Origin of the sequence: Plesiomonas sp., from assembly GCF_051652165.1 — a bacterium.
Taxonomy (GTDB): domain Bacteria; phylum Pseudomonadota; class Gammaproteobacteria; order Enterobacterales; family CAMTGL01; genus Plesiomonas.
This window is the reverse complement of the sequence record NZ_JBOFTR010000004.1, coordinates 370,659-389,389: the sequence shown is the minus strand read 5'-3', so window position 1 is coordinate 389,389 and position 18,731 is coordinate 370,659. Positions and strand designations below refer to the sequence as shown.

Genomic DNA, 18,731 nt, shown 5'->3' with positions numbered 1-18,731 from the left:
AGCTACACCAGCTACACCAGCTACACCAGCTACACCAGCTACACCAGCGCATTCTACTCCTGAATCCGCTAATACAAGCACTACCGCAACAACAAAATAATTGAAATTTGATATTTTCGTTGTTCTCTCATGGTCTATTGACAATATTATAGACCATGAGATATTTAATGACTTTTAACACTATTTTAATGATGCAGCAAATTCAAGCATACGGTTTAACGGTAGTAATGCTTTTTGTCGAATAATCTCATCAACATAAATTTCATGTGGCACAGGATCATCTGCCAACGCCGAATAAATAGCCTGTAACCCATTCATTGCCATCCACGGACAATGTGCACAACTTTTACAAGTAGCCCCCTCACCTGCGGTTGGTGCGGCAAATATTTGCTTATTAGGGCAAGCTTGCTGCATTTTATAAAAAATCCCTCTATCCGTCGCCACAATTAATGTTGATTGTGGCAATGTTTGAGCTGCTTTAATCAATTGGCTGGTTGACCCTACTGCATCTGCCAATGCAATAACTGATGCCGGTGATTCAGGATGAACCAAAACTGCCGCATTAGGATACAATGCCTTCATCTGCTTTAAAGCTTGTGCTTTAAACTCATCATGAACAATACACTCACCTTGCCAGCACAATACATCAGCACCTGTTTGTTTTTGCACATAATGGCCAAGATGACGATCAGGTGCCCAAATAATTTTTTCACCTAAAGAATCAAGATGATCAATGAGTTCTACTGCAATACTTGATGTGACTACCCAATCAGCTCGTGCTTTAACTGCCGCAGATGTGTTTGCATACACCACAACGGTTCGATCTGGATGAGCATCACAAAATGCGATAAATTCAGCTTCAGGGCATCTTAAATCTAATGAGCACTCTGCTTCAAGTGTTGGCATTAGCACGTGTTTTTCAGGGCTTAAAATTTTTGCAGATTCGCCCATAAAGCGCACGCCTGCAACAATTAGTGTTGATGCTGAATGTGCGCGGCCAAATTTTGCCATCTCTAAAGAGTCAGCTACACACCCACCGGTTTCTTCGGCAAGAGCCTGAATTTCAGGATCAGTGTAATAATGAGCCACTAGAACAGCATTTTTTTCTTTTAATAAATGGTGTATTTGCTTACGGTAAAACCGTTTTTGTTGATCCGTTAGCGGTTCAGGTTTTGCGGGAAAGGGGTAAGCCGATAGATTAGTATCGAAAATCTGACTCATGGTGCAACGCCTCTACACTCTAAGAGATACCTGTAGAGGCATTTTGCTATATTTGGTTACATATGTACATCTCTTACCCTTTGTTTATACGTATAAACAAAACTAAGCGAATAATAATTATTCGCTTAGTTATAAAGAGTTTATATTAAATAATATATCTCTTTTACCATAAATTTACTCACTGTAAATAATAAGAGATATTCTGTTGTCACTTATTTCTTTTCAGGAAAATTTATTGTACGATTAAGAGCATTTAACACAGGATTATGATTATATTCTTGTTTCTTTTTTTCCTCCCGCTCCTTTTCGACTTGTTCAGATACTTTCCTTAGATTTTTTCCCATTTTAACAAGATCTTCTTCTGTAGGTGCAAACCGAATCGGTACATTATTTAATACTTGTAGTTCAGGCATTTTTGGCGGCTTAGGAGGCTTTTTTAGCTCTTCAGGAGGCCTTTTTAGCTCTTCAGGAGGTCTTTTTAGAGTTTTAACGCTCTCATCTTCTGACGATGACGATGACGATGACGATGACGATGACGATGACGAGCTTCCTAAATTTACACTCCGCAGTCTTCTAAATTTCTCCTCAGGACTTAACGACATCGTTATATCATTGCGACTTGGAGGATTTTTATACTTAGGTCGGAATTTTAGATTATCATCATAGCAAGAGGTAGAATACATCAATACTGAATTTGGCTTTTTTTTATTGATAAAAATAGCATCACCCAATAGGCAGCTATGCATATATACTGATCTTGCATCTGCAGTGGAAAAGTCAACATTAGAAACATTAGATCTGTATATTCCAACACCATCCACCCTAGCCCCTTCTATATTAATTGAATTTAATATAGAGTCAAAAATATTAACACCAGTCATATCTGAGTTCTGAAAATTACTCCCTGAAAAATCGACTCCATTAAATATGGTATATTCAAGATTATGATCAGAGAAATCCAAGTTCTGTAAATTAACATAACCATTTTTATTAAACACATTTGTAGAGAATCCAGCACCGGCCAAATGTCGCATTCTAAAAAAGTTCACAGCCCGCTGGAAGTTCTCAGCAGGTAAATCCTTATTTTCACACAACTTACCATCAGGTGACGTTACTTGTAGAGAAATAGAGCCTTCATTTGAAGAGAAAGTAATCTTGCAGCCTTCAAAATCACACTCTAACTCACCTGAAAAATCATCTGAAGCATCCATTTTACTCATCGATAAGACTATTTTTTCAGAAAAATCGCGCACTAATTGATCATATTGCTTACCTAAATTTCGGCTTACCTGACCAAAAGTGAAAAAGTTAATAAGAAACTCAACAATACCCTTTGGGGTACTTGCTAATTTTCTTGCACTAGTGGAATCGATACCACTCACTGAAGCTTCAATCGCATAACTAATCCGTGTAGGTGAGCCACTAATACTATCCATGTCTTTACCTCTGCTTTGTTTTCGTCTATTTATTTTAGAAAATTAAAATTTATATTTCTAAATAATCAATTAAACACTTAACCTAGTTAAACCAGATTCATTATCGTTTTTTAAACCATCTATTAACTTCTTTCTTCACTTTACTTTTGGCACGATCAGCTTCTTTCAACTTCTTTTGCTAACTTCTCAACCACGCTTGACGATGCCTGCTTTAATCTATTTTCTAGTGTAGTAGATTTAGATGCATCAGCGTTTTGTGGTTCTATTGTTAGCGTTTTGTGGTTCTATTGTTGATGATCCGCTTTCTATACTACAAGAAGGAGAAGATGATTCAATATCCATAATGTATCCCCAAAAAATAATAACTAACCAACAGGAAAAGAAAGCAATCTATTTCAGCAAATAAAGTACTCTACCCTACCCGATTGTTTATTTTCATTCACTCCTCTATGTTCATCCCTTTTCTATTTTTCTCTACAACGCAACTTTCTTTAAAATACAATGAAAGTATTACTTATCTGACAGTCATCACTCCATCATGTTAATACTGTATTTAAATGCAGGTAAAAAACCCGAATTAAATCATGAGTAAAAATTATAATAACAGTGAGAACGCCGTATTTATTCACACATTTTTTAGGTGTATTTAAGCACTAATTAAAAATGAAAAATGAAAAATTACTTTACACTCAATATGGTTTTATTATTTTATTCCACCAATAGGCACTGTTTTTTGCTAACATACAGCACATATTAACCGTAGCCTTGATATAATCGGGTTTAACACTGACTAAGGCTGCTCTAAAGCACTAATAAAATCCGGTATTCTAATGGCATCTTCAACTGAAAATACATTTTACTTTTATGATTTTGAAACATGGGGCACTCACCCAGCACTTGATCGTCCTTCACAGTTTGCCGGTATACGAACAGACAGTGATTTTAATGTGATAGATGAGCCTTTGGTGATCTATTGCCAGCCAACAGATGACTATCTGCCACAACCTGAAGCGGTCATGATCACTGGAATTACACCGCAACTTGCGGCAAAAAAAGGGGTATGTGAGGCCGAATTTGCCCACCAAATCCACCAGCAATTTAGTGTGTCGAATACCTGTATTGTGGGTTATAACAATATCCGGTTTGATGATGAAGTTACCCGAAATATTTTTTACCGGAACTTCATTGATCCCTATGCTTATAGTTGGCAAAACCATAATTCGCGCTGGGATCTGCTTGATGTTGTACGTGCCTGTTATGCACTACGCCCAGACGGTATCGAGTGGCCAGAAGGTGATGATGGCTTACCTAGTTTTAAACTTGAACGCTTAACGCATGCTAACGGTATTGAACATACACAAGCACACGATGCAATGTCTGATGTATATGCCACTATTGCTATGGCAAAACGCGTAAAACAGGCACAGCCTAAACTGTTTGACTATTTTTTGACTCATCGTCATAAGCGCAAAATATCTGCGCTACTCGATTTGGTCAATATGTCACCGTTGGTGCATGTTTCCGGTATGTTCGGCGCATGGCGTGGCAATACCAGTTGGATAGCCCCAATAGCATGGCATCCACATAACCAAAATGCAGTCATTGTGGTTGATCTGGCCGGAGATATTACCCCCTTGCTCACTGAAAGTGCTAATATTTTGCGTGAAAAACTGTATACCCCCACCACAGAGCTGGCTGACGGTGAAAGCCGCCTTCCACTCAAACTGGTTCATATCAACAAATGCCCAATTTTAGCGCCGGCAAAAACATTATTACCTGAAAATGCTGAACGCTTAGGCATTAACCGCGAAGCCTGTTTAGCTCATTTACAGCACCTACGTGAAACCCCCGAATTACGCGAAAAACTGGTTGCCATATTTGCACAAGAAAAAGAGTATCCTGCACAAAACAATGTAGATGCACAATTATATGATGGCTTTTTCTCTGATGCTGATAAAGCCGCTATGAAGATTATTCAACAAACCAAGCCTGAACAACGTGGTGAATTAGACCTACAATTTACCGATAAACGTATTGCCCCTTTACTCTTTCGCCATCGCGCACGCAACTATCCCCATACATTAACTCAGGCTGAACAGCAGCAATGGCTAACTCATCGCCATGAAACACTAACAGCTCAAGCACCCGCGTTTACTCGAAGTTTAGAAGATTTAGCCAACTTTTATGATGATAATCCAGAAAAGTTAGCACTATTAAAAGCTCTATATGAATATGGGCAGCGATTAATGTCATAAATAACCATTTTTAACAAAAATCTTGTTTAAAAACAGATTAAACACTGATAAAAATTCTTATTTTATACAGGTGCGGTATTGCACAACAATACCGTAATATATATGCCTCTACTGTTTTCTGGCCCTTTTATTGCTGCCGCGGCATTTATTTTATGGGGGATAACCCCAATATTTTATCGGATTATTCCTAATGCCAATGCGCTTGAACTGCTTTCACAACGGTTAATTTGGTCATTGCCACTGTTATTACTTGCTCGTTGTTTTGTGCAAAATAAAACAACCTTTCAACAAGTCTGGCAGGATAAAAAATCACTGTTAGGGTGTTTATTGGGTAGTTTGGTGATGTGCATATCCTGGACAGCCTTCACCTATGCAATTACCCATGATCAAGTGCTTTCAGCAAGTCTTGGGTATTTTATCAACCCATTGTGCTCTATTGCGCTAGGTGTGATATTTCTTAATGATAAATTAACACGCTATCAACGCTGGGCCGTGATATTTGCTATTATAGGTGTGGCCTATCAAGTTTGGCATTATGGGCAGCTACCGTGGTTAGCCATCTTGATGGGGTCAGCTTTCGCTATTTATGGATTAATTCGTAAATATGTTCATTATGATTCAATTACTGCGCTGAGTGTAGAAACACTGTGTCTTTTTCCTTTTGCGCTGTTATACGCAAGTTGGTTGCTGTTCAGTGGTCACAGTGTATTGCTTCATGCCGATACCCTTACCCGCGCAGGTTATATTCTCAGTGCACCTGTCACGCTATTACCGTTATTACTGTTTGCTCTGGCAGTGAAACGAACCTCACTCACGCTTATTGGTCTGATTCAATATATTGAACCTTCTTTACAATTTTTATTGGCTGTGCTGATTTTTGATGAACCGTTTGATCGTATAAAAGGTATTAGTTTTAGTTTCATCTGGCTGGGGTTAATACTGTGCGTTGGAGAGATGATATATCAACAATATACGCAAAAACAGCGATTAAAGAACCATAATAAAAAGGCCGATTTTACCAAAATTTCGCACTGATTATATTTCTAATACTAAAAATAAAAAGCAAAGCAAAGCAAAATACTCAAACAACGTCATTCACTGAGTAAACTAAAAGCATACACTCTAAAACATATAGCAAAAAATAGTGGGGATAAGAAAACATCTATCCCCGCTATCACTTAAAACCGATCTCTTACTTTGTGATGAAATTACAGCAAGCTACAATCACTGCATTTATGTATGCATTTATGTATGCATTTATGTATGCCGTTAATTTTAAACTGTATTCATCATATTTGAAATATGAGTCTACTGCTTAATATTCATTGCATCACGTAGCGTAAAGAACAGATCGGTTTGATCAGTCAACCCAACAACGTTCGCCGCTCGTGGGCCGTATGCTGCAATGCGTAATTGTGAACCGGTGTGCTCCTGAGAGCCCTCTTCCGCTGTACCATAGCTAATGGCCATGATTGCGCCCTCTTTGGTCATCAAAGCCTGAGTCAGACCTGGGGCTTTCGTATCAGGCGCAACTATTTGACTAGAGTGCGCATGATCTGCGGTTACAACCACCAGCGTGTTTCCCTCTTTACCTGCAAACTCCAACGCTTTTTGTACAGCTTCATCCAGATCTACCGTTTCACCAAACTGACCGCACGGGTTAGCCGCATGATCTTGTTTATCGATAGAAGCACCTTCAACCTGCAAGAAAAAGCCCTTTTTATTATCTTTAAGCAAGTGAATCGCTTTTTCTGTCATCTCTGCCAATGTGGGTACTGCCGCTGTACGAGCCGGATTATTGGTGCAAGTCACCGCAGGCTGTGTCAGATTACCGTGTAAACTGGCTTTCGGCCCCTGCCAGCGAACCGGCATATTGCCATCAGAAAACAGCCCTAACAGCGGTGCTTTCTGATTAGCGCGGGCAATTTTGCCCAAATCATCTCTGTTTTCAACAATCACATACCCTTGTGCCAGTGCTTGCTCACGCAATGTTTTCCCCTGCCATTGCCCCGCTTTAGAGACTTCAGCAAACGTTTTCATACCACCTCCCAGTGACACATCGGGGCGGGTTTTCAACATTTGCTCTGTTACTGATCCTTTACCACCATTTTCAAGCGCATTACTCGGGCAAAGCAGTGTGGTGGTATCAGGGCCATAACATTTGCGTGCAGTAACATGCGCAACCTGCGCGGCAGGTGTAGCATCTTGTAGTTCTGCGGTAGAGACGTTACCGGTCGATTTTCCGGCTAATTTAGCCAATTCCAGTAATGTTGTGTGTGATGTTTCTGTGATATCAACACTCAGTGCACCGTTGTAGGTTTTAACGCCTGTACTCCACGCCGTGGCTGATGCGGCAGAGTCGGTCACATAATCGGGCTTTCCGGTTTTCTTATCCAGCGCATAGTGTGTGTACTGGCCGGTTAACGGTAAGGCATCAATCCCCTTAAAATAACCACCTGCACCTTCGGCATAGTTACGCGCACTGGTGATCTCTGAATCCCCCATGCCATCGCCAATCAGTAAAATCACGTTCTTCACGTGCTTGCCAGATAATGAGGCGCGCAGTGCAGCGGTCTGCTCGGCAATCACGCGGCGAGCACCACCAAACTGTGTGATATCGCCTTGTGCTGCGCGTGAACTTAGCGGTGGCGTACCGGCAGATTTATCTGCTTTGCTGCCAACGTCCTGATGGTCAGCGGCCTGAACCCCCAAAGAGATCATTATTGCCGTGGTGATAAGCGCAAAAGAAAAACGTGTTGTCATTGTGATTATATCTCCCTATAAAACAGTATCCTGTCGACGATTGTCGTTTCACGTGGGGAAATATAGGCACTCACAATGACACCTTAGTGACAAAGATAAAACACTATAATGACACCTTGTTATTATATTTACTGAACTACATCTACAATATTGCAACATCAATACAACAAACACATTACCCCGTTATCTGAAAGAAAAACGGGTTACAGTGGCTTTTTTAGAAGGTCCAACACGTTATATTGCGGTTGCCACACAACACGATAATTACCGTACTGGTGTGGCAATTTATAAGAAGTGGATGAAAAAACAGACAGAAATAATCGATTACACAGCCTCAGCCGTGGCAGTTATTGCCTTCATTCTGGTGAAATAATCACGCGTTTCCGCAATCACCACGTGGCGTAATCCAAGCAGAGCTATCAGGTTGGGGATCGCCATCAGGCCATTAACAATATCAGCTAAAATCCAGATCGTATCGAGTTTCAAAAATGCACCCGAAGCTACCAGTGCAATAAAAATCCAGCGATAAAGGTTGATGCCTTTTGTGCCCCATAAATAGGTAACACAACGCTCACCGTAGTAGTTCCAGCCTAAAATCGTGGTAAACGCGAAAAACATCAGACCAATGGTAACAATCCACTCACCAATCCCGTTTAAGCCACTCGAAAAGGCCGCATTGGTCATCGCCGCACCGCTTAATGGGCCATTCCAGACGCCGGTCACTACCAGTGCCAATCCGGTCATCGTACAAATCACCAACGTATCAATGAATGTACCGGTCATTGAGATCAATCCCTGACGCACTGGCTCATTGGTACGGGCTGCAGCAGCAGCAATCGGTGCACTTCCCAAGCCAGATTCGTTAGAGAATACCCCGCGTGCGATACCTGATTTCATCACCTGCTGAATAGTCAGGCCAATTGCCCCGCCCACTGCAGCATCAGGATTAAATGCAGAGGTAATAATGAGCATAATCGCATCAGGCACTTTGTGGTAATTCACCGCCAGCAACATGACCGATCCGGCCACATAAAATAGTGCCATAAAGGGAACAGTAAATTGTGCGATGGCTGAGATACGCTTTATTCCACCCAGTGTTACAGCAGCCACTGTGCAGGTCAACACTAAGGCGGTGAGCCAAATAGGAAAACCAAACGTAGCATTGAGTGATTCAGTAATCGCATTCACTTGCGGGAAAGTACCGATACCAAAAAATGCGACCCCGACACCAAACAGTGCAAACAGTGAGGCCAACCACTTCACCCCCAACCCCTGTTCGATATAGTACATCGGGCCACCGGCCATTTGGCCATTGGCATCTTTGACGCGAAATTTAACCGCCAGCAGACACTCGGCATATTTGGTGGCCATACCGAAAAATGCCGCAATCCACATCCAAAATAGTGCACCGGGGCCGCCCGCTTTAATGGCCGTAGCCACACCAACAATATTTCCCGTACCGATAGTGGCTGACAGTGCCGTGCACAATGCTGCAAATGCACTGACATCACCGGCAGATTGTCCAGGTTCTGAACGGAACATATAGGAAAATGCCCGAGGCAGGCAGATAATTTGAATAAGCTTAAGCCGCAGGGTTAGGTAAACACCGGTGCCGACTAAAAGTGTCAGCAAAGGCGCGCCCCAAACCAGATTATCAACGCTTTGCAATACCGATTGCAGATCAAACACAATATTCCTCCTGTAAGGTAATAAATCTAACCATTTAGGAGGAGAAACAGATATGTGGACGTATGAAGCTCACCAAAACACTCATAGCACAACGCAGACTGCCCCTGCTGGGTCAATCTTCCGCACATCTCTTCCCCTGTCCTTTTGCCTGAGCGTTTGAGTAGCGGGAGCTACCTTGCGCCTTCGGCGTCCAATTCAATGGCTCTCTCCAAGGGCTCGTCCAGTAACAGTCTTTGCTGTTGAAAACAGCGCCTGAAAGATTTACTTCTTCGGCGTAGGGTCGATTCCCTACTCTCCTGATACCTTCATCCGAACTTTTAGGTCTATAACAACCACTTATTGCTTGCTATATACTTTTTTAGTCTACCAATCTGGTTTTAGCTTTGTCTAGTACCTCTAGGGAGTGATTTAGCTTAAACATCCCCTCTTTATTACTAATATATCTCTTAAAATTAATATGTTGTTCATTATTTAAACTTATTGTCATGACTAATAAATGTATGTATTGCAAACCCATACCGCATTATTATGCAATAATAGTTCTTGATCAGAACTGAGTGTGATAATGTCTGACATATTCATGCACACATTATGTAGTGCGTGGGTGTAGCTCATTCACAAAAATAATTGTATGATAATTTCAGTTTATTAAGCGTTGTCTATTTTCTATGTCACAATTTACTCTCTCTATATGGGGCTATGCCCGCGCATTTGCATTAATTTTTATCTGCTTATGGATAGGTAATGCACTGTCTGAATGGCTACACCTGAATATTCCTGGCAGTATTATCGGTATGTTGGTGCTATTTGCGCTGCTGTGCACACGAATTATCCGCCCTGATTGGGTCAGGTCAGGTTGTTCTCTTTTTATCCGTTATATGGCTGTATTATTTATTCCTATTGGGGTTGGTTTAATTAATCATTACAACCAATTATCCAGTGAATTAGGTGCGTTTTTAGCATCCACAACTGTGAGTACTATTATTGTGATGACAACGGTTGCCGTTGTTTATCAACGTATCCACAAAACAAGCTCAGATTCAAAAAGCCCTCCAAGTGCAGATTCAAATGTGGAGAAACAGTCATGATATGGTGGCCTTTACCGCTGACATTAGGGGTGTTTTTTGCTTCCCGTTGGTTAGCAACAAAAATAAAATCACCGCTGATGAATCCATTACTGATTTCGATGTTGGTATTAATCGCATTTTTGGTTTATACCGGTATTCCGTATAGTGAGTACTTTTCAGGCAGTAAATTATTAAATCAACTGCTACAACCTGCTGTAGTTGCATTGGCATTTCCACTGTATGAACAGCTACATCAAATTCGAGCTCGCTGGAAATCCATTATTGGGATTTGCTTTATTGGCTCTTTCTTTGCCATTGTGAGCGGCACAGCCATTGCATTATTAATGGGGGCTTCACCTGAAATGGCCGCCTCTATTGCACCAAAATCAGTAACAACCCCTATTGCGATGGCGGTTGCGCAAAATATTGGTGGTATTCCTGCCATTACTGCAGTAGCTGTTATTTATGTGGGTTTGCTTGGTGCTGTATTTGGCCATATTTATATGCGCTGGCTAAAAATAAACCACCCTTCTGCGCGTGGTTTGGCTATGGGTAATGCTTCACATGCGTTAGGAACGGCACGCTGTGCAGAAGAAGATTATGTTGAAGGTGCATTTAGTTCATTAGCACTGGTTATTTGTGGGATTATCACTTCTTTGATTGCCCCGTTTATTTTCCCTGTGTTATTGCATATTTTACACTAATAATGGCTGTTTCCACCTCTTTAGGTTCTACTTAACAAGAGGTTTCCTGTTCAATATATAAAGACATATTATACGGTAATAGCCAGTAAATTTAAGGTACTAAATTAAGGTATTTAAACAAATCTAACTTACATCTGTGCCCGATTATTCATGTTAAATATACATAATAAAGGGCACTGAGTGAGCATAAATTTAATAAACCTTAGTTAGTATAAAATAGAAGATAAGTAGGATAGATCCGCAGACTAGCCAACTGCGCAATCCTGCTCCACATTAATAGCATAATCCGCTCAACACCTATCAACCGCCTTTTGATTGCGCTGGTTGGTTATTATGTCAGCCCTCATCTTCCTAAAACGTGCTTATCTCCCTATCTGCATAGGGGGATATCTCTCACAACAATCAATGTAAGTGTGATTTATTGCATAATAAAGTGACATGAGTCACATAAATCAGCGTGCGTGCTCTCTAGAATTGTTGATCCTATAATTGAAAATAAAAGGGATTACGCGCATGCACGAGAAAATTCAACACGCACTCACTCACCTTCCTGCTCATGTGGCTGCAGCAATAACACCTTATGTATCTCGTGCTGATTTTGCCGGATGGCTTTCGCATGATGAGGTGGTCACATTGCAAACAGTCTGTAACATGACAAGCGAAGACATAATGCTTGCACTGCTCCCTTTAGCTGCTGCATATTCAATTACACCTATTTCAGCTTTTCATGTGGGCGCGATAGCAAAAGGTGTCAGCGGTAATCTCTATTTCGGTGCCAATATGGAGTTTGCAGGTGCAGCCATACAACAAACTGTACATGCAGAACAGAGTGCAATTACCCATGCATGGATACGGGGTGAAAAGGCATTGAGTGATATCACCATCAATTACTCGCCTTGCGGACATTGTCGCCAGTTTATGAATGAACTCAATGCTGCTGCAACACTCAATATTCATCTGCCACAGCGTACAGCCAGTAAACTACACGATTATTTACCTGAATCTTTTGGCCCACGCGATCTTAATATCACCACATTATTGATGGATAGCGAAGCTCATGAATTATCGCTTCCTGTGCACAGTCAAACTGAAGATGCAGTGGTATTACGTGCATTAGCTGCCGCTAATGCCAGCCATGCGCCTTATAGCCAGAGTTACTCAGGCGTAGCGTTGCAGACAACATCCGGCCATATTTATCATGGAATGTATGCTGAAAATGCCGCTTTTAACCCAAGCCTTCCTCCGTTACAAGCCGCATTAATTAATCTAAATCTTTCTGGTGAGAATATTAGCCAGATTACCCGTACAGTATTAGTACAAAGTCATACACAAACAATCAATCAGCAACCTGCAACAGATACAATGCTACATGCATTAGGTCTATCGGCTTGCGAGTCCGTGACAGTGTAACAAAATGGGTGTTCTCTACAATAAAAGCACTCACTGTAACCATACTAATCTTACTACCGCGTTATAGCTGATGCACTTTTGAGGTAATACACATTAACGCCTGCTTTATAACAGGCGTTATTTTGCTCATATCCTGTATTTATGTTCAGTTTTGCTATGTTACTGGCAGGAAATCAGTACACTACCCACTTTACTTAGTGACTGACTGCCTGAAACGTTAAGTAGCCCCACATGACAAGACACACTCACCGCCCTTTGCTAGGCGCTAGTTGGATGATCCTAGCTGGGTTGGCTTTTGCCTGTATCAATACACTAACACAATACATTAGCATTCGTACTCATATACCTTCTACATCCGTAGCTTTATATCAGTATCTTGTTGCGCTCATCGCTATGCTACCTTGGTTATTCAAAACCGGTTTACGCCGCGCTATACATACTCAGCATTTTGGCCAGCATGTATTTCGTATTTTTTTATCGGTTATTGGTATTCAATGCTGGTTATGGGCACTAGCCTACCCGATTCCCATTTGGCAAGGCATTGCTTTATTGATGACATCCCCTTTATTTGCCACTCTTGGTTCGGGGCTCTTATTAGGGGAAAAAGTAGGTACAGCACGTTGGTGTGCAACGTTAGCTGGGTTTATTGGCGCAATGATTATCCTTGAACCTTGGAGTGATGAGTTTAAACTCGTGACTTTACTACCATTAGCGGCTGCCTTTTTCTGGGCAAGTTACTCGTTAATGGTTAAAAAACTCTCTCAGCATGACTCCCCCACAACCATGGTAGTTTACTTATTACTGCTCATTACCCCTTTTAATCTCGTGTTGGCAATTCCTGATTTTACACTGCCCACATTATATACGGGTGCTGTGTTATTGATTGTCGGATTACTCACTGCATTTGCGCAAACAGCTATTGCAAAAGCATATGCCAGTGCTGATGCCTCTTTTGTTCAACCTTTTGATAATGTTAAATTACCTATTAATATTGCTGCCGGTTGGATTGTATTTGGCTGGGCCCCACCTGGCCGCTTATGGCTTGGTGCTGCAATTATTATTGCAGCTACCGCATTTATTACACATCGTGAACACCAAAAGCCAACTTAAATATGCAAAATTACAGTGTATACGCTCACCATTAATATCTGAAAAGTGTTAATTCAATACACCCTGTAATCTCTCTATAGCCTGCTTAATTCAGCAGGCTATTTTTTTATTATTGACTATGCTTATTGTATATTGCCTGATTTAATAGAACGTTTTCTTATAAAGTAATTAAACATTTTGACTCTAGTCACAACTAACCATTTGTTATATCAACAATGAAACACAATGTAATATTAAAAGTAAAGCGGAAAGAATAAGATTCATCCGCTACGCTTTTGTACTAATTATAAAGTACATACTCCCGTATAGCTGATGAGGTTTACCATGGAAAAACAAGCGCACTTGCTGCTTATTACTAAACCATCACTACAAGTTAGCGCATTAAGTCGAACTTTACGGGAAAAAACAGCACTGTCTGTTAACATTCACAATTTACACAATATATTAGAAGATATCCCTTCTGCGATCACCGTGATGCTATTTGACATGGCTGAGATTGATCACAAAGAGATTAAACTCTGGCAATATCAAATATTTAAATATCGTAACAACATTAAAACCCTGCTATTTAATATGCCAGATCACTATTTACAAGAAGAGGTACTTTCATGGCCCTCTATTTGCGGATTATTTAAAACTGATGAAAGCGAAGATGTTTTAGTCAAAGGTATTAAGTCTGTTATTCAAGGTGAATATTGGTTACCACGCAGTATAACCAGTTTATTGATAGAGCATTTACGTGTACATCAGCGTGGTACAGCTAACTACCCGCAATTGACATTGCGTGAAAAAGAGATCTTAGAAAAACTGCGCTCAGGGGCATCAAATATGGAGATCGCTAGCACTCTATTTGTCAGTGAACACACTATTAAATCACATTTATATAATTTATTTAGAAAAATAAATGTGAGGAATCGTACCCAAGCTATTTATTGGGCTGAAGAAAATGTCAAACAGCAGCCATAATAACCATGAATAATATCAATGTTAATGCCACTATCTGCCAAAAATACATATCCTCCTTAGTCTCTATGATAATAATCGTATTAATGGCGCTATATCCTTTACAGCCATATGCTGTGGAACTAGAGATTGCTGGATTAATCACTAACCGAACCATTACCCCTGTTGGCCATGATTTTTATCGATTATTCAGCGAAAAGTGGCAAGCCAGTGATCATATCAATTTAACTATTTATGAGAAACCCAGTGCACGTTGGGGAAGTATTATTACCATTAAAAATGAACAAAACACCCTCTTTAGAACAGTGCTTTTCCCAAGTAAAAAAAGCTTAGATAAGAGTGTTAATCAAGCCGTTAATATTACCGCTGATAATCTGGCAAAAATTATGTTTGATAAAGCACTCCTAAACACTGATGAATTAGCCCCTGATGAGTTTTAATGGAGACCCTATGAAAAAAAGTAGATTGATTATCGCTCCAATGCTCACACTCAGCTTTTTAGCACAGGCCAGCCCATTAATTTACCAACCTGTAAATCCTAATTTTGGAGGGAACCCTAATAACGGCGGCTATTTAATGTCTGGTGCTCAAGCTCAAAATAGTTATCGTGATCCCTCATTGGAATCTGCACTTACAACGCCATCAGCATTAGATAATTTAACTGAATTATTACAGTCTAACTTGGTGAGTGACTTACTCAGTAACCCAACAGCCGGACAATCAATCTCTACTAATGATTTTTCTGTCAATGTACAACAAGGTAATAATACTGGCCAACTTGTCGTTTTAATTACAGATAAAAAAACAGGGCAAACCTCTACCATTGAAGTCAGTGGCCGCTCAATAAATTAAGAGATAAGGGTTACAGCTATGCGAGCAATCATTTTAACAACAGTATTATTACTGGGGGGATGCGCGGTTACTGATATACCAAAGGAGAGCGCCAAACCTACCTTAATGCCGCGACCGAGCACTTATAAAGATCTTATTAATTTGCCAAAACCAAATGGAAAAATTATTGTTTCTGTTTATGCCGTTCAAGATGAAACTGGGCAATTTAAACCGTTGCCGGCCAGTAACTTCTCTACTGCTGTGCCACAAAGTGGTAATGCAATGTTAACTTCAGCATTAAAAGATTCAGGTTGGTTTGTCCCCTTAGAGCGTGAAGGGCTACAGAACTTACTCAATGAGCGTAAAATTATTCGTGCAGCACAAGAAAGTGGTACCGTTGCTGCTAATAACCAAATGCCCCTTCCCTCACTGTTATCAGCTAATGTATTAATTGAAGGAGCAATTATTGGTTATGATACCGACATTAAAACTGGCGGTGCGGGTGCTCGATATTTTGGTATTGGTGCATCAGGAAAATACCGTGTTGATCAGGTCGCCGTAAATTTACGGGCTGTTGATGTTAGAACTGGAGAAATACTTCTATCCGTCAATACCAGTAAAACCATACTTTCGAATGAATTTTCAGCCGGTGTATTTAGGTTCATTGAATTTCAACGTCTTTTAGAAATAGAAGCCGGATTTACAACCAATGAGCCCGTAATACTCTGCATGATGGCCGCTCTCGAATCAGGTGTTGCACATCTTATTGTTGAGGGATTAAAACAGAATCTATGGGGATTACAAAACCCTGCTGAAATAAATAATCCAATTATTCAACGTTATATGAAAGAAGAAGTACCTGCAAATACAAATTAATATATCACTCATACCCTCTGTTGTTCCATTTCTATATTATATCATAAAGACCGCACTGGCGGTCTTTCTCTTTCTCTTTCTCTTTCTCTTTCTCTTTCTCTTTCTCTTTCTCTTTCTCTTTCTCTTTAAAGTAAAACCACAATATTTAAAAATATCCAATTAGATGAACCATAAAAATAAAATAACACAAAACACAAAACACAAAACACAAAACACAAAACACAAAACACAAAACACAAAACACAAAACACAAAACACATTCAATCATATTTATATGCATTTGATATAGAACTATAAAAAATAAAGCATTAATACTTTCCTCTATCATACACTGCACAAATAAGAATATAGTTTTATTTATATTTATTTACATAACATGAATAATTAAACAGCTTTAAACACTTTAAATAAAGCTGAGAACACCATGCAGCAAAAGTACTTTTGGCTACCTATGCTTATGTCTCTGCCATTAAGCCTAGCTACTTATGCAGCAGAAGACCTAGCGCCAGATGAACTACATTTTAATACTGTTGATATTTATCAAGCAGGCTTCCACAACAGTACTGATATATTTCAACATGGTATATTTAATGATTCATCATTAAGACAAACAGGAAAAAATAATGATTTTACTCTAACCCAATATGGTACGTACAATGCCATGCGAGCCGAACAATCAGGAGTCAATAACATTACAGATGTTTCACAATATGGTTCAGGGAACGAAGTGTATATTAATCAACGCGGTTATGATAATAACGCAGCGATTAATCAATATGGCTTTAATAATTACGCAGCAGTTATACAAATTGGCTCGAGCAATCAAGCCAATATTAATCAAAACGGCACAGGACTTAGTGCTGCCGTCGTGCAACATGGTGTAGGTTTGCCTATTACACTGTCGCAAAGTAATTAGCAAACTCATTAATTCATTCAGACAACGCAACACTGAGGGTTTATACAATGAAAATGCTGAATCTGTCTATCATCACTGTCGCTATTTTAGGCTCTGTTGCTGTTAATGCTGCTAATCAACAAACCACTATTTATCAATCAGGCAATGGTAACTTAGCAGATGCTCTACAAAGCGGTTCAAATGATGTACTTATTGATGTTACTCAATTAGGTACTGAAAACACCTCTGATTCAAAACAACTTAATGCCGCAATGAGTGATACTACTATTTACCAAAGTGGTTCATACAATAATGCCGTCACCGATCAAGGTGGCAATAAAAATGATATTAATATTGAACAACGCGGTAAACGTAATAATGCTGACGCACTACAAACTGGTTACAAAAACGATACTAATATAGACCAACGCGGCAGAAAAAATGATGCCACAGTCGATCAAAGTGGTAAACGTAATGACATTACCATTGATCAATTTGGCCGTAAAAATAGTGCCGATGTTGCACAAAAAGGACAACTCAATAAAACCGATATTGATCAACATGGCAATAAAAACAGTGCTGATGTTACTCAACGTGGTCAAAAAAATGATATTGATGTAGACCAAAGTGGCACAGCAAACAGCGCACACGTGACACAATCAGGCCGTCGTAACGACACTACCGTTGATCAATCAGGCTCTTACAACGATGCTCTTGTAAAACAACGTGGCCGCTTTAACGATATTGATGTCAGTCAAACAGGCCAAAAGAATACCGCACAAGTCAAACAACGTGGCATTCACAACGATGTTGATGCTGTACAAATTGGTCGACGTAACGATGCCGATATCAAACAATCAGGTGGGATGAATACATCTGATACTTACCAAAATGGCCACCATAACAGCGTCACTGTTGATCAAAGTGCCTTCGGTGATTTAGCAACTGTCACACAATACGGTGGTCATAATAGCGCAAATGTGACTCAAAATTAGCTAAACCTCGTTGGCGTTTTATTCAAAAAAGCTCTACATGATACTGTATTATCTGATAAAGAAGCGGAGCTAACACTTGCCGCTTCTTTATTTTATAGCTTACACCGCGGTTAGTTGCTCTTTTCCTCATCATTTGCTAAACCAATAAGGCATTACTATGCTCTCTTTACTGTTAGCCGGTGCATTGCAATCACAACTTTGGTTTAATATAAAAACGCAAGGAGCAGAGTCAACCGTACAAGCATACGCGCAAACAACACAAAATTGCCTGTGCAACTATAAAATTCGTATTGCAAAAATGGGAAAATCAGGCCGCAATACTACATCACAACAGCAAGAGAGTCATTTTCGAGCCAATCAACCTGAAGTTCTTTCTTCTATGCGCTTTACACTTTTACCAACAGATAAAGTGACTATCTCTGTTGAGCTTTATTCAGACAATTTGTTGCTATCTCGTACATCAACAACACTTCCTCAGCAATAAATGGTGCTGCATACTCTATGACATCATAGATT

The 18,731-nt window shown here is 40.0% G+C and carries 17 protein-coding genes and 1 riboswitch; of the genes, 13 read left to right on the top strand and 4 right to left on the bottom strand.

Features of this window, described 5'->3' with window-relative positions; genetic code table 11:
* Positions 1-180: 180 nt before the first annotated feature.
* Positions 181-1,221: a quinolinate synthase NadA gene (nadA, locus tag ACRC53_RS04195; RefSeq protein ID WP_438642303.1), complete on the bottom strand. Its 1,041-nt coding sequence runs from the start codon at positions 1,219-1,221 to the stop codon at positions 181-183.
* A 212-nt stretch (positions 1,222-1,433) separates the two neighbouring features.
* Positions 1,434-2,657 (bottom strand): pentapeptide repeat-containing protein, encoded by a 1,224-nt coding sequence (locus tag ACRC53_RS04190; protein WP_438642302.1) that lies wholly within the window; start codon positions 2,655-2,657, stop codon positions 1,434-1,436.
* 830 nt (positions 2,658-3,487) lie between these two features.
* Between ACRC53_RS04190 and sbcB the strand changes: the two genes are divergently transcribed.
* Together sbcB and rarD are read left to right on the top strand one after the other, a co-directional pair.
* Positions 3,488-4,912, top strand: coding sequence for an exodeoxyribonuclease I (gene sbcB, locus ACRC53_RS04185; RefSeq protein WP_438642301.1), 1,425 nt, complete (start codon positions 3,488-3,490; stop codon positions 4,910-4,912).
* 102 nt (positions 4,913-5,014) lie between these two features.
* Entirely contained in the window at positions 5,015-5,947 is a 933-nt protein-coding gene (gene rarD, locus ACRC53_RS04180; RefSeq protein WP_438642300.1) for an EamA family transporter RarD, read from the top strand.
* A 273-nt stretch (positions 5,948-6,220) separates the two neighbouring features.
* On the opposite strand, the gene phoA is transcribed toward rarD, so the two are convergent.
* The gene (gene phoA / locus ACRC53_RS04175) at positions 6,221-7,675 is read right to left on the bottom strand and encodes an alkaline phosphatase (protein ID WP_438642299.1); all 1,455 of its coding nucleotides are present in this window, start codon (positions 7,673-7,675) and stop codon (positions 6,221-6,223) included.
* 324 nt (positions 7,676-7,999) lie between these two features.
* Complete coding sequence (locus ACRC53_RS04170; RefSeq protein WP_438642298.1) at positions 8,000-9,364, bottom strand: alanine/glycine:cation symporter family protein; 1,365 nt, start codon at positions 9,362-9,364, stop codon at positions 8,000-8,002.
* Positions 9,365-9,490: 126 nt separating this feature from the next.
* Positions 9,491-9,586, bottom strand: a riboswitch (glycine riboswitch).
* A gap of 446 nt (positions 9,587-10,032) precedes the next feature.
* Between ACRC53_RS04170 and ACRC53_RS04165 the strand changes: the two genes are divergently transcribed.
* The 11 genes from ACRC53_RS04165 to csgH all read left to right on the top strand — a co-directional run bounded on the left by ACRC53_RS04165 (position 10,033) and on the right by csgH (position 18,699).
* A complete protein-coding gene (locus tag ACRC53_RS04165) occupies positions 10,033-10,452 on the top strand; it encodes a CidA/LrgA family protein (protein ID WP_438642297.1) in 420 nt (139 codons plus the stop codon).
* Positions 10,449-11,135 (top strand): CidB/LrgB family autolysis modulator, encoded by a 687-nt coding sequence (locus ACRC53_RS04160; protein WP_438642296.1) that lies wholly within the window; start codon positions 10,449-10,451, stop codon positions 11,133-11,135. The genes ACRC53_RS04165 and ACRC53_RS04160 overlap by 4 nt, the downstream gene beginning before the upstream one ends.
* 513 nt (positions 11,136-11,648) lie before the next feature.
* A complete protein-coding gene (cdd, locus tag ACRC53_RS04155; protein ID WP_438642295.1) occupies positions 11,649-12,545 on the top strand; it encodes a cytidine deaminase in 897 nt (298 codons plus the stop codon).
* Positions 12,546-12,776: 231 nt separating this feature from the next.
* Entirely contained in the window at positions 12,777-13,655 is an 879-nt protein-coding gene (locus ACRC53_RS04150) for a DMT family transporter (RefSeq protein WP_438642294.1), read from the top strand.
* Between the two features lie 324 nt (positions 13,656-13,979).
* Positions 13,980-14,621, top strand: a complete 642-nt coding sequence (gene csgD / locus ACRC53_RS04145; protein WP_438642293.1) for a biofilm master transcriptional regulator CsgD — start codon at positions 13,980-13,982, stop codon at positions 14,619-14,621.
* A gap of 5 nt (positions 14,622-14,626) precedes the next feature.
* Positions 14,627-15,058, top strand: a complete 432-nt coding sequence (locus tag ACRC53_RS04140) for a curli production assembly/transport protein CsgE (protein ID WP_438642292.1) — start codon at positions 14,627-14,629, stop codon at positions 15,056-15,058.
* Between the two features lie 10 nt (positions 15,059-15,068).
* Positions 15,069-15,470, top strand: coding sequence for a curli assembly protein CsgF (locus ACRC53_RS04135; protein ID WP_438642291.1), 402 nt, complete (start codon positions 15,069-15,071; stop codon positions 15,468-15,470).
* An 18-nt stretch (positions 15,471-15,488) separates the two neighbouring features.
* Entirely contained in the window at positions 15,489-16,325 is an 837-nt protein-coding gene (locus ACRC53_RS04130) for a CsgG/HfaB family protein (protein WP_438642290.1), read from the top strand.
* A 424-nt stretch (positions 16,326-16,749) separates the two neighbouring features.
* Positions 16,750-17,241 carry a hypothetical protein gene (locus ACRC53_RS04125; RefSeq protein WP_438642289.1) on the top strand — a complete coding sequence of 164 codons (492 nt, stop codon included), beginning with the start codon at positions 16,750-16,752 and terminating at the stop codon, positions 17,239-17,241.
* 47 nt (positions 17,242-17,288) lie between these two features.
* Positions 17,289-18,215 carry a hypothetical protein gene (locus ACRC53_RS04120; RefSeq protein ID WP_438642288.1) on the top strand — a complete coding sequence of 309 codons (927 nt, stop codon included), beginning with the start codon at positions 17,289-17,291 and terminating at the stop codon, positions 18,213-18,215.
* A 157-nt stretch (positions 18,216-18,372) separates the two neighbouring features.
* Positions 18,373-18,699: a curli-like amyloid fiber formation chaperone CsgH gene (csgH, locus tag ACRC53_RS04115; RefSeq protein WP_438642287.1), complete on the top strand. Its 327-nt coding sequence runs from the start codon at positions 18,373-18,375 to the stop codon at positions 18,697-18,699.
* Positions 18,700-18,731 lie beyond the last annotated feature (32 nt).

Bases quoted from the DNA above. Each gene is read 5' to 3' on its own strand.
- ACRC53_RS04190 (WP_438642302.1), bottom strand. From the start codon at position 2,657: ATGGATAGTATTAGTGGCTCACCTACACGGATTAGTTATGCGATTGAA.
- ACRC53_RS04140 (WP_438642292.1), top strand. From the start codon at position 14,627: ATGAATAATATCAATGTTAATGCCACTATCTGCCAAAAATACATATCC.
- ACRC53_RS04125 (WP_438642289.1), top strand. From the start codon at position 16,750: ATGCAGCAAAAGTACTTTTGGCTACCTATGCTTATGTCTCTGCCATTA.
- rarD (WP_438642300.1), top strand. From the start codon at position 5,015: ATGCCTCTACTGTTTTCTGGCCCTTTTATTGCTGCCGCGGCATTTATT.
- ACRC53_RS04160 (WP_438642296.1), top strand. From the start codon at position 10,449: ATGATATGGTGGCCTTTACCGCTGACATTAGGGGTGTTTTTTGCTTCC.
- ACRC53_RS04120 (WP_438642288.1), top strand. From the start codon at position 17,289: ATGAAAATGCTGAATCTGTCTATCATCACTGTCGCTATTTTAGGCTCT.
- ACRC53_RS04130 (WP_438642290.1), top strand. From the start codon at position 15,489: ATGCGAGCAATCATTTTAACAACAGTATTATTACTGGGGGGATGCGCG.
- ACRC53_RS04165 (WP_438642297.1), top strand. From the start codon at position 10,033: ATGTCACAATTTACTCTCTCTATATGGGGCTATGCCCGCGCATTTGCA.
- sbcB (WP_438642301.1), top strand. From the start codon at position 3,488: ATGGCATCTTCAACTGAAAATACATTTTACTTTTATGATTTTGAAACA.
- ACRC53_RS04150 (WP_438642294.1), top strand. From the start codon at position 12,777: ATGACAAGACACACTCACCGCCCTTTGCTAGGCGCTAGTTGGATGATC.
- cdd (WP_438642295.1), top strand. From the start codon at position 11,649: ATGCACGAGAAAATTCAACACGCACTCACTCACCTTCCTGCTCATGTG.
- csgH (WP_438642287.1), top strand. From the start codon at position 18,373: ATGCTCTCTTTACTGTTAGCCGGTGCATTGCAATCACAACTTTGGTTT.
- csgD (WP_438642293.1), top strand. From the start codon at position 13,980: ATGGAAAAACAAGCGCACTTGCTGCTTATTACTAAACCATCACTACAA.
- phoA (WP_438642299.1), bottom strand. From the start codon at position 7,675: ATGACAACACGTTTTTCTTTTGCGCTTATCACCACGGCAATAATGATC.
- ACRC53_RS04135 (WP_438642291.1), top strand. From the start codon at position 15,069: ATGAAAAAAAGTAGATTGATTATCGCTCCAATGCTCACACTCAGCTTT.
- nadA (WP_438642303.1), bottom strand. From the start codon at position 1,221: ATGAGTCAGATTTTCGATACTAATCTATCGGCTTACCCCTTTCCCGCA.